Origin of the sequence: Streptomyces katrae, from assembly GCF_000717655.1 — a bacterium.
GTDB classification, from domain to species: Bacteria; Actinomycetota; Actinomycetes; order Streptomycetales; family Streptomycetaceae; genus Streptomyces; species Streptomyces katrae_B.
Window position 1 is genome coordinate 79,064 of record NZ_JNZY01000019.1, and the last position, 15,213, is coordinate 94,276.

Consider the following 15,213-nt stretch of genomic DNA (forward strand, 5'->3'; position numbering starts at 1 on the left):
GCGGCTTTACGAGTGCCCGAGGTCCGCGGCCGGGAGGTCCGTCGAGGGGACCGAGCCCGTGTCGGGGGCCGGGCGCAGCAGGAACTCGTCCGAGGCCATCGAGTCGAGCACCGGCGGCGCCGGGCGCAGCGGCTTCGGCATGACCGCGGCCTCGGAGTGGCCGCCGCAGCCGTACGAGAGGGAGACGAGGCGTCCGTCGGCCGGGCCGAACTCGTTGGCGCAGACGCCGAAGGCCTGGCCGAGCGAGCCGCCGATGGCGACGAGGAAGCCGCAGGAGACGCAGGAGGCGGGCGCCGCCTGCGCCATCGGCGTCTTGGCCCCGAAGCCCTCGTCCCAGCGGTCGGCGGCGCTGTGCAGGCCGTAGCGGGACAGGACGCGGGCGCGCCGCATGCCGAGTTCCTCGGCGACGGAGGTGATGGAACCCCGTAGGGGTACCACGGTGCGGTCGGTGACGTCGGCGTCCTCGGCCTCGACCAGTTCCGCCATCTCGGGGGAGACCACCGAGTTCGGCGGCGGTACGTCGTCGCCCGACCAGCCCGGCTCCAGCCGCAGGTCCTCGGCGTCGGTGGGCAGCAGGTCGCCGGGACCCATGTCGCCGGGGCGCAGTCGCTCGCTCCACGGCACCCACTCGGGGGCCAGGAGGGCGTCGTCGCCGGGAAGGAGCACCGTTTCGTCGAGGGTGACGTTCTTGGCGCGGGAGGCGCGCGTCACGGTGACGGCCCAGCGCCAGCCCCGGTAGCCGGGGTCCTTGCACTCGAAGAAGTGCGTGACGACCCGGTCGCCCTCCGCGATGGCGGAGACGTGCTCGCCCACCACTCCGGGAGCGGCGGCTTCCTCGGCCGCCGCGCGGGCGAGGTCTACCGCCTCGGCGCACAGGCGGTCGGGGGTACGGCTTCGCGTCGTCGCAGCACTCACAGGTCTCGTTCTCTCCTACGCCGTCTCACGAGTGCGCCGTCCGTCCTGTCGTCCACAACGACCCGTCGGTCCTGTCCGTACGTGGCGCGGGCGGAGCGGACCAGAGGGCCGCGTCGACGTCCGCACCCGATCGGCCTCGGGCGCACCTACCTGCTATCCATTCTGCGGGATCGCGAAGAGGCGCGCGGCCGAGAGCAACCGCCGGTGGCGCGCTACGCACGCTACCTCCTTCGAAGCCTTGGGCCCACATGCAAGGTCCGATTCGCGGACAAGCCCGCGCGCCGACATCGCTCCTGCACCCTCCGGACCACGCCCGGACAGCGGCCCGACGGCGACCTGACGGGCGCCCGTAACGCGCCGGGACGGGACCCGGCGGGGTCCGTGGGGCACTATGTCGAGTGTGGCACCCCTACGGTCGTCCCGTGACGGCCCGGGACCGGCCGGACGGGCCGGCCGGGCCGTCGGGCGTGCCCTGCGGCGCCCTTTCACCGGTACGGCCCGCGGGATCCGGCGGGCCACGCACGCGCACGGGGCCGGCGAATCGGGCCTCGGCAAGCTGATCGAGCTGCACGCCATCAACGGCGCCGGCGATGTGATGATCACCGTGGCGCTGGCCTCGACGGTGTTCTTCTCGGTCCCCACGGACGAGGCACGCGGCCGCGTCGCCCTGTACCTGGCGATCACGATGGCCCCCTTCACCCTGCTGGCCCCGGTGATCGGCCCGGCGCTGGACCGGCTGCCGCACGGGCGGCGGGCCGCGATGGCCGTCGCGATGCTCGCGCGGGCGCTCCTCGCGGTGATGATGTCCGGCGCGGTGGCCACGGGCGGGCTGGAGCTCTATCCGGCGGCGCTGGGCGTGCTCGTCGCGTCCAAGGCGTACGGGGTGGTCCGCAGTGCGGTGGTGCCGCGGCTGCTCCCGCCGAACTTCTCACTCGTCAAGGCGAACTCCCGGGTCACCCTGGCGGGCCTGCTGGCCACGGCGGCGGCGGCGCCGGTCGCGGCGGGGCTGCACACCATCGGGCCGCCGTGGCCGCTGTACGGGGCCTGCGCCATCTTCATCGGGGGCACGTTCGCGGCGTTCACGCTGCCGCACAAGGTGGACGAGGCGAAGGGCGAGCGGCGGGCCCGGCTGTCCACGCACGAGCCGCACTCGCGCAGACCGGGGCTGCGCACGGTCAGCCCGTCGGTGCTGTGCGGGCTGCTGGCGAACGCGGCGATGCGCGGACTGTCCGGGTTCCTGATCTTCTTCCTGGCGTTCCTGCTGCGGGAGCACCCCCTCGCCGGGCAGAGCGCGGCGGTGTCGCTGGGCATCGTGGGCGTCTCGGCGGGAGTCGGGAACGCGTGCGGGACGGCGGTGGGCGCCTGGCTGCGGGCCCGGGCGCCGGAGACGATCATCGCGGCGGTGCTGTCGGTGACCCTGGGGGTCGCGGTCCTGGCGGCGGTGTTCTTCAGCGGGCTGTTCATGGCGGTACTGGGGGCCACGGCCGGGTTCTGCCAGGCCCTGGCGAAGCTGTCGCTGGACGCGATGATCCAGCGGGACGTGCCGGAGGCGGTACGGACGTCCGCGTTCGCCCGGTCGGAGACGCTGCTCCAGGTGGCGTGGGTGCTGGGCGGCGCGATCGGCATCGCGCTGCCGCTGAACGGGGTACTGGGGATGGCCGTGGCCGCGGCGATCGTCGCCGCGGGCACCGCGATGGCCTTCCGCGGCCTCCTCGCCTCGCCCCGCCACCACCATCCGGGCTCCCCCCGCCCCCGAGTGGCGTAAGGCCGGGCCGGGCGCTGATCCGGCCCCGCCCGGAGGGCGCCACGCCGCGCCGCAGGCCACGCGGGACCCCCGTGCGGCGGCGGAGCTGGGTGGCCCGATAGCCTTCGGCTCATGACCGCACCGCTTTTCTCGGGTAGGGGCCGCCGCAGCGTCGCGGCCCTCGGAGCCGTGTCCGCCGGCCTCCTCCTCCTCTCCGCCTGCGACAAGCCGACGCCGCTGGCGACCGTGACGGTCGGCACGTCGTCGGTGTCCACCGAGGCCGCCTGCTCCGACGACAAGGAGCTCTCCATGGACAAGGTCCAGGAGTGCCTCACCGACATGAAGGACGCCAAGACCATCGAGTACGGGCGCGGGGACACCCTGCGCCTCGGTGTCGAGCCGGAAGTCGTCGAGGACGGCAAGCGGTGGCAGGCGGTCCTGGACGGCCAGCCGATCACCGAGCCCTCCTCCAACACCTACCGCAGCTTCCCCGGCGCCGACATCTTCGCCACCGGCGGCCAGGGCGAGGCCCCGTCCTCCAAGAAGCTGAACATCGTCCAGGTCGGCGAGGACGGCAAGCCGCTCGCCGTCTGGGCCTACAACGTCAAGCTCAAGTAGCCCCGTACCGACGGTGCGCGCGCTCATCGTGACCGCGGTGGCGGCGGAGGCAGACTCCGTCGCCGCCGGTCTCACCCCTCATCCGGACCCGGTGACACCGCAGCCGCGCGCCCTTCCCGGCGGATACCTGCTCTCCCGGCGGGATCTGCCCGGCCTCGCCGCCGACGTGCTCGTCGGCGGGGTGGGGCCGGCCGCCGCCGCGGCCGCCACGGCCACCGCGCTCGCGCTGGCCGACTACTCCCTCGTCGTCTCCGCCGGCGTCGGCGGCGGGTTCGCGCCCGCCGCCCCCGTCGGCTCCCTCGTGGTCGCCGACGCACTCGTCGCGGCCGACCTCGGGGCCGAGACCCCCGACGGCTTCCTCGACGTACAGGAGCTCGGCTTCGGGCACAGCGTGCACCTGCCGCCCGCCGAGCTCGCCGCCCGCGCCGCCGAGGCCACCGGGGCGCTGCTCGCGCCCGTGCTGACCGTGTCCACCGTCACCGGCACCGCCGGCCGCGCGACCCTGCTCGCCGCCCGGCATCCGCTCGCCGGGGCCGAGGCCATGGAGGGCTTCGGGGTCGCGGAGGCGGCCGCCGCGCACGGGCTGCCCGTGCTGGAGATCCGCGCCGTGTCCAACGCCGTCGGCCCCCGCGACCGCGACGCCTGGCGGATCGGGGACGCGCTGGCCGCGCTCACCGCCGGATTCCGCGCCCTGGGGCCCGTACTCGTCCATTGGGGAGAGCACCGACATGAGTCGTGAGCCGGACCAGGCGGTCAAGATCGCCTATTCGCCCTGTCCGAACGACACCTTCGTCTTCGACGCCTGGGCCCACGGGCGCGTCCCGGGCGCGCCCGGCCTCGACGTCACCTTCGCCGACATCGACATCACCAACGGCATGGCCGAGCGCGGCGAGCTGGACGTGCTGAAGGTGTCGTACGCCGTGCTGCCGTGGGTGCTGGAGGAGTACGCGCTGCTGCCCTGCGGCGGGGCACTGGGACGCGGGTGCGGGCCACTCGTCCTGACGCGGGAGCCGGGCGTGGACCTGGCCGGGAAGACCGTCGCCGTGCCGAGCGAACGCTCCACCGCCTACCTGCTGTTCCGGCTGTGGGCGGCGGACGTGCTCCCGCAGGGCGTCGGCAAGGTCGTCGTCCTGCCGTTCCACGAGATCATGCCGGCCGTCCGCGACGGCCGGGTGGACGCCGGACTGGTCATCCACGAGGCCCGGTTCACCTATCAGGACTACGGGCTGCACCGCCTCGCCGACATGGGCGAGCACTGGGAGTCCACGACCGGGCTGCCGATCCCGCTCGGCGCGATCATCGCCAAGCGCTCGCTGGGCGCCGAGACCCTGCACGCGCTGGCCGAGTCGGCCCGTACCTCGGTGCGGATGGCCTGGGACGACCCGGAGGCCTCGCGCCCGTACGTCCGCGCCCACGCGCAGGAGCTGGACCCGGCCGTCGCCGACCAGCACATCGGGCTGTACGTCAACGAGTTCACCGCCGACCTCGGCGATGCCGGGTACGCGGCGGTGCGCGGGCTGTTGACGCGGGCCGCGGCCGAGGGTCTGGTACCGGCCATCGCACCGGATGCGCTGGCCTTCCCCTGAGGCCCTTTCAGGCGGGTACGAGGGTGCCCCGGCCCTCTTGAGAAGGCCGGGGCACCGTCGTGCGCACGGGCTCAGACGTCGAGCTGGTCGGCCACCGCGCGCAGCAGGCCGGCGATCTTCGTGCCGTGCACCTTGTCGGGGTAGCGGCCGCGCTCCAGCATCGGAGTGATGTTCTCCAGCAGGGTCGTGAGGTCCTGCACGATCGAGGCCAGCTCGTCGGGCTTGCGGCGCTGCGCGGCCGCGACGGAGGGCGCCGGGTCCAGCACCGTCACGGAAAGCGCCTGGTCACCGCGCTGTCCGGCGACGACGCCGAACTCGACGCGCTGGCCGGGCTTGAGTGCGTCGACCCCGGCCGGGAGCACCGACGAGTGGACGAAGACGTCACCGCCGTCGTCGCGGGAGAGAAAGCCGAAGCCCTTCTCACTGTTGAACCACTTGACCTTGCCGGTAGGCACGTCCGTCCTCTGTCCTTGTGCTCGTCGGGGTCCGGAACGCCGCACAGCGGCTCCGGACAACAGCGCAGCGGGTCATGGTGACCCGCCGTATCCAGGCTAGTGGGCGATCGACAGGTGACAAGACGTTCCCCGGTCCTTCGCCGGCTCTTCGCTGTCGGCTGTGCTGTCGGCTGCTTCGGCCAGGGAACTACCCTGGTGGAGTGACTGTTACTCCTCATTGCGACGAAGCGCGGCCCGGCGACGGCCTGGTGCGCGCCGGCGGCATCGTGTTCATCGTCGGCGCCGTGGCCACCCTCGTGACGATGGCCCCGCTGTTCCTGCACACGGACCCGTTCCCGTCGTACGCGTGGGCCGTGTGCATGCTGATGGGCGTCGGCTTCGCCATCTCGGCGGCGGGTGTGCTGCGCTCGGCGGCGGCCCAGCGCCGGGCCGCCCGCGCCTCCCAGGCCTAAGGGCTGTCCCCGACCCGGCCCCGGATCAGACCTGCTGCGTGCGGACGAACTCCGCGAGCCACTGCGGCAGCGCCGTGAGGTCCGGCAGCACCACGTCCGCGCCCGCCTCGCGCAGTTCCGGCTCGGGGCACGGGCCGGTCGGGACCGCCACCGACAGCGCGCCGGCCGTACGGGCGCCGCGTACGTCGCCCACGTGGTCGCCGACGTAGACCTGCGCCCCGTACTCGCGCAGCGCACCCGCCTTGGCCTCGGCCCACAGCCAGCCGATGACCGCGTCCGGCTCGATGCCGAGGTGCGCGAGGTGGAGCCGGGCATTGGGCTCGTGCTTGGCCGTGACGACGATCGCGCGGCCGCCGAGCGCCTGGACGGCCTCGATCGCCTCGCGGGCGCCGGGCATCGCGGGCGTCGGCCCGATGGCGTATGTGGGATAGATCTCCCGGTACCGGTCGGCCATGGCGGGGATCTCCGCCTGCGGGAACCAGTACGCGAGCTCCTCGTCCAGCGGCGGACCGAGCCGCGTGACCGCCTCGTCCGCATCGATGAACGTGCCCGTCTCGGCGGAAAGCGCCTGGTAGGCGGCCTTGATTCCGGGGCGCGAATCGATGAGGGTCATGTCGAGGTCGAAGCCGACGGTCAGCTGGGCGGACGCGGCGGGCACGGTGGGGATCTCGGAGCTCATACGGCCATTGTGCCGAGCCGGGGCGGACGGCCGGGAACGTGGACTTGGCCTCGCCTTACCAGACAGTGAAATTTGGTGACATGTCAGCGCCCGTCCCCGTGGAGCCCGCCCGCGCAGCGTCTCAGCGGCGACGGCCGCGCCAGGCCAGGTACAGCGCGGAGGCGACGGCCGCGGCCCTGGCCAGCCAGGGCCACATGTCCTGGTACACCCCGCCGAGGCCCTCGTCCGTGAGCGGCGCCCCCCAGCGCCCCTCGAGCCGGCCCCACAGCCACACCACCGCGCCCGCGAACACGGCCCCCGGCAGCCCGAACACGACGACCTTGCGCTCCGTCGGCCCGAGCACCCGCGAGGCGTACGCCAGCAGCCAGCCGCCGATCAGCAGCAGCCAGGACCCCGTGACGGCGCCCGCCACGAGCACGACCGCGGCCAGCAGCAGGAAGGCGTGCGGCTTCGGGCGCGGGGCGGCGGCCGCCGCGGACGCCTTCTCCGGGGCCGCCGCGGCCGACTTGGCCTGCCGGCGCTGCTTCAGGAACCGTACGAGGCCCCGGACGCCGGACGTCCGTTCGGCGGCCGGCGCCCCGGCCGGACCCGCCGCGGGCTCCGGCTTCTCCTCTTCCGGCTTCCTGAACAGCTCCGGGATCTCCACCCCGCCCGCGAAGCCCTCCACCTGCGGCCCGGTGCCGTACGGCCCCGGGGCGACCCGCCACCAGTCGGGCTCCGCCCCGCCGTCGGAGCCGAGTTCGTCGAGCCCGGCCAGGTGCGGCGGCGCGGGCGCGCTCTGCGCCGGGCGCGGCGGCGGGACCGTCTTGCGGCGCAGCCGGCCGGGCCCCCGCTGGGTCGGCACCGCCGGTACGCGGTCGGGGGTGGCGGCGGGCGTCGCCGGGGCCGGGGACGCGCCCACGCCGTCGAGGACCTCCTCCGGCGTACCGATCCGCTCCAGGATGCGGCGTACGGCCGCCGGGGTCTCCGGCTCGTACTTGGCGCGCCGACGGTCGATCTCGTCCCGCAGCCCCGCCACCAGGCGCATCCGGTCCCCGGAGGACAGCTGCCGCCGCTGCGCCAAGTCCCCGACCCGGCTCAGATATTCGTAGACCAGATGGTCGCTCTCGATCCCCACGCCCGGCTCCTCCCGTACCACCACTCGAAAAGGTAGCGCGTGCGCCCGTGGAGCGGCCGAGGGCGCAGCGGATACCGTTGGCCGGATGGGGACCGGCCGACGCGACCATGGAGGCGACCGTGCCTGAGCCAAGCAGCGCTGCGGGAAGCGCCACTGCGAGCAGCGCACCGCGCTCCCTCGCGGAGGCGCTGCGCGCCCGCGACGACGCATCCCTCGCCGCCCTGCTCCACGCACGCCCGGACCTGCTCGGCCCGGTGCCCGGCGACATGACCCAGCTGGCGACCCGGGCCGGCACCCGCGCCTCGGTGGTCCGCGCGCTGGACCGGCTCGACCGTTTCGCCCTGCAGACCGCGGAGGCCCTCGCGGTGGCCCCGGACCCGTGCCCGTACCCGGTGCTGGAGTCGCTGCTGGCCGGCGAACAGGGCTCCACGGGCGAGGACAACGGGGCCCGCGCCGAACTCCCGCGCGCCCTGGCCACCCTCCGCGACCAGGCGCTGGTCTGGGGCGACGACGAGCGGCTCCGGCTGGTCCGCACCGCCCGCGAACTGCTCGCGCCGTCCGCCGGCCGGCCCTCTCCCACCGGCCTCGGCCCGACCGTCGCCGAGGCCACCTCCGGGATGTCGCCGACCCGGGTCCAGGAGATCGTGGCCGCCGCCGGGCTGCCCGCCACGCACGACCCGGTGTCCGCCGTGACCGCGCTGACCGGCCTGTTCGCCGACCCGGAGCGGATGTCGGCGCTGCTGGACGAGGCCCCGGCGGAGGCCCACCAGGTGCTCGGCCGGCTCGTGTGGGGGCCGCCGTACGGGGAGGTCACGCCGAACCCGACCGCGCCCGTTCGCTGGCTGCGCGACCGCGGGCTGCTGCTGCCGGCGTCGGCGCGGACCGTCGTACTGCCCCGCGAGGTGGCGCTGCACCTGCGCGGCGGCCTCGCACACCGGGTGACGGAACCGGTGGCCCCGGCGGTGCCCGCGGACCGTCAGCACCGTCCACAGCTTGTGGACGCCAATGCGGCCGGGCAGGCACTGGCGGCGCTGTCCACCGTCGAGGAACTGGTGAAGTCCTGGGAGCACACCGGGCCGCCGGTGCTGCGGGCCGGCGGGCTGTCCGTACGCGACCTGAAGCGGACCGCGGCCACCCTGGACGCCACCGAGGCGACGGCCGCGTTCTGGATCGAACTCGCCTACGCGGCCGGGCTGCTGGCCAGCGACGGGGAGGCGGACGAGCGGTACGCGCCCACCCCCGCGTTCGACGACTGGCTCGAACTCCCGCCCGCCGAGCGCTGGTCGGCCCTCGCCGTGGCCTGGCTGCCGGCCACCCGCACCGCAGGCCTGGTCGGCGATCAGGACTCCAAGGGCCGCACCCTGTCCGCGCTGGGTCCCGAACTCGACCGCTCCGCCGCCCCCGAGGTGCGCCGACGCGTCCTCGAGCTGCTCGCCGCCCTGCCCGAGGGGGGCTCCGCCGCCCCGGACGCCCTCCTCGCCCGGCTCGCCTGGGAGCGCCCCGTACGCGGGACGAGCGCGCTGCGCGCCCGCCTCGCCCAGTGGACGCTGACCGAGGCCGAGGTGCTCGGCGTCACCGGCCGCGGCGCGCTCGCCGCCCACGGGCGCGCGCTCCTTGAGCACCGCGACCCGGCGCCGCTGCTGGCACCGCTGCTCCCGGAGCCCGTGGACCACGTACTGCTCCAGGCCGACCTGACGGCGGTGGCGCCCGGGCCGCTGCGCCGGGCCCTCGGGGATGTGCTGGCCGTGCTCGCGGACGTGGAGTCCAAGGGCGGGGCGACCGTCTACCGCTTCACGCCCGGCTCCGTACGCCGCGCCCTGGACTCCGGGCGGACGGCCTCCGACCTGCACGCCTTCCTCGCCGAGCACAGCATCACGCCGGTCCCGCAGCCGCTGGCGTACCTGATCGACGACGTGGCCCGGCGGCACGGGCACCTGCGGGTCGGGGCGGCGTCCTCGTACGTGCGCTGCGACGACGACGGCATGCTGAACGAGATCCTGGCCGACAAGCGGTCCGCCGGACTGGGGCTGCGGCGCCTCGCGCCGACCGTGCTGGCGGCGCAGGCCGAACCGGGAGCCCTGCTCGACGGGTTGCGGGCGATGGGCTACGCGCCGGCCGCGGAGTCCCGTACCGGCGACGTACTGGTCGCGCGGGCCGACGCCCACCGCACCCCGGCGCGTTCGGCGCCGGTCCCGGTGCCGGACGGTCCGCCGGTGCCGGACGCGACGCTGCTGGCGGCGGCCGTACGGGCCATCCGCGCGGGCGACCTGGCGGCGACGGCGGTGCGCAAGGAGCCGGCGACGGCACCCGTGGTGGCGGGCGAACTCCCCCGCACGAGCGCGGCGGAGACCCTGGCCACGGTGCAGGCGGCCGCGCTGACCGGGTCGGCGGTGTGGATCGGGTACGTGAACGCGGACGGCGCGGCGAGCCAGCGGGTCATCGACCCGGTCCGGGTCGAGGGCGGCTTCGTCACCGGGTACGACCACACGGCGGACGAGGTCAGGACGTACGCACTGCACCGGATCACGGGGGTCGCGGAACTGGCGGAGGAGCACTTGTAAAACCGCTCGCGGCGCGGCGTCCCCACCGAGCACCCTGGCCGCATGCAAGAAGCACGCAACCACCGGCAGATCAGGGCCGCCCACACCGACACCACGGTGACGGTCTACCAGGCGTACGCACCCGCTCTGGGGCTGCCCGCGGCCCGCGAAGGCCGGTTCCCGCCCGCCTGGAAGCGGGAGCGGATGACATGGATCAAGCCGTCGTTCCTGTGGATGATGTACCGCTGCGGCTGGGCCGCCAAGGCCGACCAGGAGACGGTGCTGGCCGTCGAGATCACCCGCGAGGGCTTCGACCACGCCCTGCGCCACGCCTGCCTGTCCCACTACGAACCCGGCACGCACACCGACCGGGAGGCCTGGCAGCAGGCCCTGCGCGACTCCCCCGCCCGCGTCCAGTGGGACCCGGAGCGCGACCTGCACCTGAACCCGCTGGCCCACCGCTCGCTCCAGCTGGGCCTGTCCGGGCCGGCCTCGCGCGCGTACGCCGACGAATGGACGGTCTCGATCCGCGACGTGACCGCGCTGGCCCGCGAGATCCACGGCCTGGTCCGCTCCGGCGACGAGGCCGCGGCGCGGACGCTGCTGCCGCTGGAGACGCCGTATCCGGCGCCCCCGCTGGGGCACTTGGGCGCGTAGCGGATCCGCACCGCGAAAGCGGAATGCGAACCATCGTTTTCCCAGTTCAGAAGGGGTGCGAGCGTCTCCGGTTCCTGTTGCAGAGCGGTGACAGACGGGCGATGGATCGGTGATCCACAATGTGTGAAGATCAGTTCATCGCAGCAAGCGGCCGAGGAAGCAGAACCGGCGCCGGAGCGAAAACCCGCACCACCCGCCACCGGCGCTCTGCCGCGGCACCTCGCACGTCCTCTTCCGTCTGCCCTGCCGGCTGCCACCGCTCTGCGCTGCTCGCCTGCCTTCGTGATTCCTTGGGGGGAGTCCACCATGTCCGCTCGCACCGCCACCCGCCGCACCCTCCGCTCCGCGGCCGCCACCGCTGTCGTCGCCGCCGTCGCCGGTACCGTCCTCATGCCGCTGTCGGCGTACGCCGCTCCGGCCGAGGACAACCACCACGCACTGAAGATCACGATGGGCGCCCCGGTGCCGAGCGGCCCGCTGACCCGCGGCGGTGCGACGGAGACCTTCGAGCTGACGGCCACCAACACCACGGACAAGCCCAGCTCGTTCCACCCCTGGATCCTGGGCACCCCGACCGGTTCCAAGCCGCTCGAGAAGGCTGACGTGATCTTCAAGGTCGAGGGCGTGACGGCGCCGGCGACCGACTCCTTCATTGGTCAGCAGGACGGCGAGTGGCAGGGCATGTTCCACCCGGCGGGCAAGAGCGGGGAGGGCTTCGAGATCCCGGCGGGCGCCAAGCTCACCTGGAAGGTCACGATCGGCCTCACCAAGAGCTACCCGTCCATCGACGGTGACTTCGCACTGCGCGCCACGAGCTACCAGGGCGAGGTCGCGCAGGGCGGCGACGCCACCCTGGTCTTCAAGGCCGAGCAGACGGTCAAGACCCCCACCCTGGAGACCTGGTTCGACCAGATCAACCCCTGCCAGGACAAGACGCCCGAGTACCAGTGCCGCGAGATGGACCTGCGCTACCGCGCCACCGGTGACGGCGAGTTCGGCACGGCCCTGGCCACCTACCTGGAGAACCAGGTCAAGGGGGGCGCCCCCGAGGACGCCGACCTCCGCTACCAGCTGCAGGTCGACGGCCAGTGGAAGGACCTGTCGCAGAAGGACGGCTACCGTCTGCCCGACATCGCGAAGGGCTTCGGCAAGGCCTCCGGCGAGCGCAAGGTGCACCTGCGCGTCAAGGTCGGCCCCAACGCGAAGCTGGCGAAGGAGACCACCGCCATCCTGTACGCGCCGGTCCGTCCGGCCGACGACAACACCTTCGCGTTCGCGACCGCCGAGGCCAGGTTCCAGATCGCCCCGGCCACCGCGACCACGTCGCCCTCGCCGACCCCGAGCAAGTCCGCCACGACGCAGCCGTCCACGAGCCCGTCCCCGTCGGCCTCGTCCTCCGCCACCGCGGTCGCCGCGGCGACCACCAACACCAAGGCCACCGGCGCCTCGGGCACCCTGGCCCAGACCGGCGCCGACACGAACACCGGCCTGTACTCCGGCCTGGCCGCCGTCCTCGTCGCTCTCGGCGGCGGCGCAGCCTGGCTCGGCGCCCGCCGCCGCCGCGCGACGCGCGCCTGATCACCCGCACCACGGAAGGGGCCCGGCACACCACGTGCCGGGCCCCTTCGCCGTGCTCACCGGGCGGCGTAATCGACGAGTTCCGCGTCGAACGGCCACACGTCACGGAGCCATCGCGTCACGGCCTCGTACAGCACCTTGTCGAGCGGCGCCCGGTCCGCCCGTACCCAGGAGCTGACGCTCACCCGCTCCGGCGCCTCTTTCCCCGGGTAGACGTAGAGACAGCCGATGACTTCGTCCCCCTCCAGGACGCTGTACGTGAACCCCTTCCGGTCCGCGAAGTCCCGCGCGTGCCGTGCCAGATCGGCCCGGTTCGCCTCGGCGGACATCCCCTCGACCGGCGGCCACCCCCGCCCCTGGAACCCGGGCGTGGCCCGCACGTGCGCGATGCTCCCGCTCCAGGCGGCGAGGTCCCGCTCGTTGTGCGCCTCCCCGAGCGGCTCGAGCCGGAACCCGTCCCCCTCGAACCCGAGCGGTACCTCGAACGTGTCGGCCCCCGGTACGAACAGCTGCTGATCATCACTCATGCGCCGACCCTACGCAGCCCCTCCGCGGGCGCGCACCGGACATCCGGCCGCCAGCACCCGCCCGTCCGGCCCGATCAGCAAGCCGGCGGGCAGCTGGGGGCTGGGTCCCCGGGATCCCGGTGGACGCCGCCGCCGTTGCGGAGGGCAAGCCCTCACCCGTCCCGTACCTGGCGGGCGCAGCCCTCCTCGGCGCCGCCCCCGAAGACTGCCTGGTGATCGAGGACGCCCCGTCCGGAGTCCGGTCCGGGCTGCGGGCCGGCATGACGGTCCGGACCGTCAACACCCCCGCCCCGGAGCCCGGCGCCCACCGCCACTTCCCCACCCTGCGCGAGGCCGCCCCCGCCATCCTCGCCTTCGTCGACAACGCTGCCTGACCCGCTCCCCGAACGGCGGAGGCGAAGCTGCAGGACGTGAGCCAGTGGTCCCCGCCCTCCGCAAGCGCCTCGACGACCGGCGGGCGGGCCTCGGCCCCGTCGTGCGGTGAGCGGCGGCTCCCGTGGCGGCTCGTGCGCGGCCGGGGGCGATGGCTGTCCCCCTGCCAGGCGGATACGGCAGACTGGAGGTTTGGCCGTCCGCGCCCGGGCAGCCACCCCACGCAGGAAAGGGACGTTTGTGAACGGGCCTCTCATCGTCCAGAGCGACAAGACACTCCTCCTCGAGGTCGACCACGAGCTCGCCGGCGCCGCGCGCCGCGCCATCGCCCCCTTCGCCGAGCTCGAGCGGGCCCCCGAGCACATCCACACGTACCGGATCACCCCGCTCGGCCTGTGGAACGCCCGGGCCGCGGGGCACGACGCCGAGCAGGTCGTCGACGCGCTCGTCGAGTTCTCCCGGTACCCCGTCCCGCACGCGCTGCTCGTCGACGTCGCCGAGACCATGGCGCGCTACGGCCGCCTCACCCTCTCCAAGCACCCCGTCCACGGGCTGGTCCTGACCAGCACCGACCGGCCGGTGCTCGAGGAGATCCTGCGGTCCAAGCGGATCACCCCGCTGGTCGGGGCCCGGCTCGACCCCGACACCGTGGCCGTGCACCCCTCCGAGCGCGGGCAGATCAAGCAGACCCTGCTGAAGCTGGGCTGGCCGGCCGAGGACCTCGCCGGTTACGTCGACGGCGAGGCGCACGCCATCGACCTCGTCGAGGACGGCTGGGCGCTGCGGCCGTACCAGCAGCAGGCCGTAGAGGGCTTCTGGCACGGCGGCTCGGGCGTGGTCGTGCTCCCCTGCGGCGCGGGAAAGACGCTGGTCGGCGCCGGGGCCATGGCGAAGGCCAAGGCGACGACGCTGATCCTGGTCACGAACACCGTCTCGGCGCGGCAGTGGAAGCACGAGTTGGTCAAGCGGACCTCGCTGACGGAGGAGGAGATCGGCGAGTACTCCGGCACCCGCAAGGAGATCCGGCCGGTCACCATCGCCACGTACCAGGTCCTGACGACGAAGCGGAAGGGCGTCTACCCGCACCTGGAGCTGTTCGACTCCCGCGACTGGGGGCTGATCCTCTACGACGAGGTGCACCTGCTGCCGGCGCCGGTGTTCAAGTTCACCGCGGACCTGCAGGCGCGGCGGCGGCTCGGCCTGACCGCGACGCTGGTGCGCGAGGACGGCCGCGAGTCGGACGTGTTCTCGCTCATCGGCCCGAAGCGGTTCGACGCGCCGTGGAAGGAGATCGAGGCGCAGGGATACATCGCCCCGGCGGACTGTGTCGAGGTCCGGGTGAACCTCACCGAGTCGGAGCGGCTCGCGTACGCGACCGCCGAGACGGAGGAGAAGTACCGCTTCTGCGCGACGACGGCGACGAAGCGGAAGGTCACCGAGGCGCTCGTCGCCAAGCACCGGGGCGAGCAGACGCTGGTCATCGGGCAGTACATCGACCAGCTCGACGAGCTCGGCGAGCACCTGGACGCGCCCGTCATCAAGGGCGAGACCTCGAACGCGCAGCGGGAGAAGCTCTTCGACGCCTTCCGGCAGGGCGAGATCAGCGTGCTGGTGGTGTCGAAGGTCGCGAACTTCTCCATCGACCTGCCCGAGGCCACGGTCGCGATCCAGGTGTCCGGCACCTTCGGCTCCCGCCAGGAGGAGGCCCAGCGCCTGGGCCGCGTGCTGCGCCCGAAGGCGGACGGCCACGAGGCGCGGTTCTATTCGGTCGTCGCGCGCGACACGATCGACCAGGACTTCGCGGCGCACCGCCAGCGCTTCCTCGCCGAACAGGGCTACGCCTACCGGATCATGGACGCCGACGAACTCCTGACGACCGACTGACCGACCGACCGACCGACTGGCCGACTCCGGGCGTGGTGCCGGGCGCGAGCACTACGCTGGCAGGGACGTACGTCCGGCAAGGAGGGGCG

Annotated in this window: 14 protein-coding genes and 1 pseudogene; 10 read left to right on the forward strand and 5 right to left on the reverse strand. The window is 74.0% G+C overall.

From position 1 onward, the window contains the following. Positions 1-6 precede the first annotated feature (6 nt). On the reverse strand, positions 7-915 hold the full coding sequence (locus IF09_RS0123050; RefSeq protein ID WP_030298653.1) for a DUF3027 domain-containing protein: 909 nt from the start codon (positions 913-915) through the stop codon (positions 7-9). A gap of 391 nt (positions 916-1,306) precedes the next feature. Here IF09_RS0123050 and IF09_RS0123055 point away from each other — a divergent pair, with 391 nt between their 5' ends. The 4 genes from IF09_RS0123055 (at position 1,307) to IF09_RS0123070 (ending at position 4,863) form a co-directional block, all read left to right on the forward strand. After that, on the forward strand, positions 1,307-2,680 hold the full coding sequence (locus IF09_RS0123055; protein WP_030298655.1) for an MFS transporter: 1,374 nt from the start codon (positions 1,307-1,309) through the stop codon (positions 2,678-2,680). A gap of 111 nt (positions 2,681-2,791) precedes the next feature. After that, positions 2,792-3,277 (forward strand): hypothetical protein, encoded by a 486-nt coding sequence (locus tag IF09_RS0123060; RefSeq protein WP_030298656.1) that lies wholly within the window; start codon positions 2,792-2,794, stop codon positions 3,275-3,277. A 13-nt stretch (positions 3,278-3,290) separates the two neighbouring features. Then, positions 3,291-4,016, forward strand: a complete 726-nt coding sequence (locus IF09_RS0123065; protein WP_037635743.1) for a futalosine hydrolase — start codon at positions 3,291-3,293, stop codon at positions 4,014-4,016. Beyond that, positions 4,006-4,863: a 1,4-dihydroxy-6-naphthoate synthase gene (locus IF09_RS0123070; protein ID WP_030298660.1), complete on the forward strand. Its 858-nt coding sequence runs from the start codon at positions 4,006-4,008 to the stop codon at positions 4,861-4,863. Before IF09_RS0123065 ends, IF09_RS0123070 begins: the two co-directional genes overlap by 11 nt. 71 nt (positions 4,864-4,934) lie before the next feature. Here IF09_RS0123070 and IF09_RS48235 read toward each other — a convergent pair whose 3' ends face one another. Beyond that, positions 4,935-5,318: a cold-shock protein gene (locus IF09_RS48235; RefSeq protein WP_030012939.1), complete on the reverse strand. Its 384-nt coding sequence runs from the start codon at positions 5,316-5,318 to the stop codon at positions 4,935-4,937. 200 nt (positions 5,319-5,518) lie between these two features. Here IF09_RS48235 and IF09_RS0123080 point away from each other — a divergent pair, with 200 nt between their 5' ends. After that, positions 5,519-5,770: a hypothetical protein gene (locus tag IF09_RS0123080; RefSeq protein ID WP_030298661.1), complete on the forward strand. Its 252-nt coding sequence runs from the start codon at positions 5,519-5,521 to the stop codon at positions 5,768-5,770. Between the two features lie 25 nt (positions 5,771-5,795). Here the strand turns inward: IF09_RS0123080 and IF09_RS0123085 are convergent, their stop codons facing one another. Beyond that, positions 5,796-6,449, reverse strand: a complete 654-nt coding sequence (locus IF09_RS0123085; protein WP_030298663.1) for an HAD family hydrolase — start codon at positions 6,447-6,449, stop codon at positions 5,796-5,798. A gap of 121 nt (positions 6,450-6,570) precedes the next feature. Continuing rightward, entirely contained in the window at positions 6,571-7,566 is a 996-nt protein-coding gene (locus IF09_RS0123090; RefSeq protein ID WP_030298665.1) for a hypothetical protein, read from the reverse strand. A 107-nt stretch (positions 7,567-7,673) separates the two neighbouring features. On the opposite strand from IF09_RS0123090, the gene IF09_RS0123095 reads away from it, so the two are divergent. The 3 genes from IF09_RS0123095 (at position 7,674) to IF09_RS0123105 (ending at position 12,341) form a co-directional block, all read left to right on the forward strand. Beyond that, a complete protein-coding gene (locus IF09_RS0123095) occupies positions 7,674-10,127 on the forward strand; it encodes a helicase C-terminal domain-containing protein (protein ID WP_030298667.1) in 2,454 nt (817 codons plus the stop codon). Between the two features lie 42 nt (positions 10,128-10,169). After that, the gene (locus tag IF09_RS0123100) at positions 10,170-10,763 is read left to right on the forward strand and encodes a DUF4291 domain-containing protein (RefSeq protein ID WP_030298668.1); all 594 of its coding nucleotides are present in this window, start codon (positions 10,170-10,172) and stop codon (positions 10,761-10,763) included. Between the two features lie 306 nt (positions 10,764-11,069). Next, entirely contained in the window at positions 11,070-12,341 is a 1,272-nt protein-coding gene (locus tag IF09_RS0123105; RefSeq protein ID WP_030298670.1) for an LPXTG cell wall anchor domain-containing protein, read from the forward strand. 56 nt (positions 12,342-12,397) lie between these two features. On the opposite strand, the gene IF09_RS0123110 is transcribed toward IF09_RS0123105, so the two are convergent. After that, complete coding sequence (locus tag IF09_RS0123110) at positions 12,398-12,868, reverse strand: hypothetical protein (protein ID WP_030298671.1); 471 nt, start codon at positions 12,866-12,868, stop codon at positions 12,398-12,400. A gap of 104 nt (positions 12,869-12,972) precedes the next feature. Here IF09_RS0123110 and IF09_RS0123115 point away from each other — a divergent pair. Together IF09_RS0123115 and IF09_RS0123120 are read left to right on the forward strand one after the other, a co-directional pair. Then, positions 12,973-13,242, forward strand: a pseudogene (locus IF09_RS0123115) (HAD-IA family hydrolase); the annotation flags it as partial. Between the two features lie 238 nt (positions 13,243-13,480). Continuing rightward, positions 13,481-15,124 (forward strand): DNA repair helicase XPB, encoded by a 1,644-nt coding sequence (locus tag IF09_RS0123120; protein WP_030298673.1) that lies wholly within the window; start codon positions 13,481-13,483, stop codon positions 15,122-15,124. The last annotated feature ends 89 nt before the right edge of the window (positions 15,125-15,213 follow it).

Coding starts and splice junctions, on each gene's coding strand:
- IF09_RS0123055 (WP_030298655.1), top strand. CDS start 1,307: ATGTCGAGTGTGGCACCCCTACGGTCGTCCCGTGACGGCCCGGGACCG.
- IF09_RS0123060 (WP_030298656.1), top strand. CDS start 2,792: ATGACCGCACCGCTTTTCTCGGGTAGGGGCCGCCGCAGCGTCGCGGCC.
- IF09_RS0123070 (WP_030298660.1), top strand. CDS start 4,006: ATGAGTCGTGAGCCGGACCAGGCGGTCAAGATCGCCTATTCGCCCTGT.
- IF09_RS0123085 (WP_030298663.1), bottom strand. CDS start 6,449: ATGAGCTCCGAGATCCCCACCGTGCCCGCCGCGTCCGCCCAGCTGACC.
- IF09_RS0123095 (WP_030298667.1), top strand. CDS start 7,674: ATGGAGGCGACCGTGCCTGAGCCAAGCAGCGCTGCGGGAAGCGCCACT.
- IF09_RS0123100 (WP_030298668.1), top strand. CDS start 10,170: ATGCAAGAAGCACGCAACCACCGGCAGATCAGGGCCGCCCACACCGAC.
- IF09_RS0123105 (WP_030298670.1), top strand. CDS start 11,070: ATGTCCGCTCGCACCGCCACCCGCCGCACCCTCCGCTCCGCGGCCGCC.
- IF09_RS0123110 (WP_030298671.1), bottom strand. CDS start 12,868: ATGAGTGATGATCAGCAGCTGTTCGTACCGGGGGCCGACACGTTCGAG.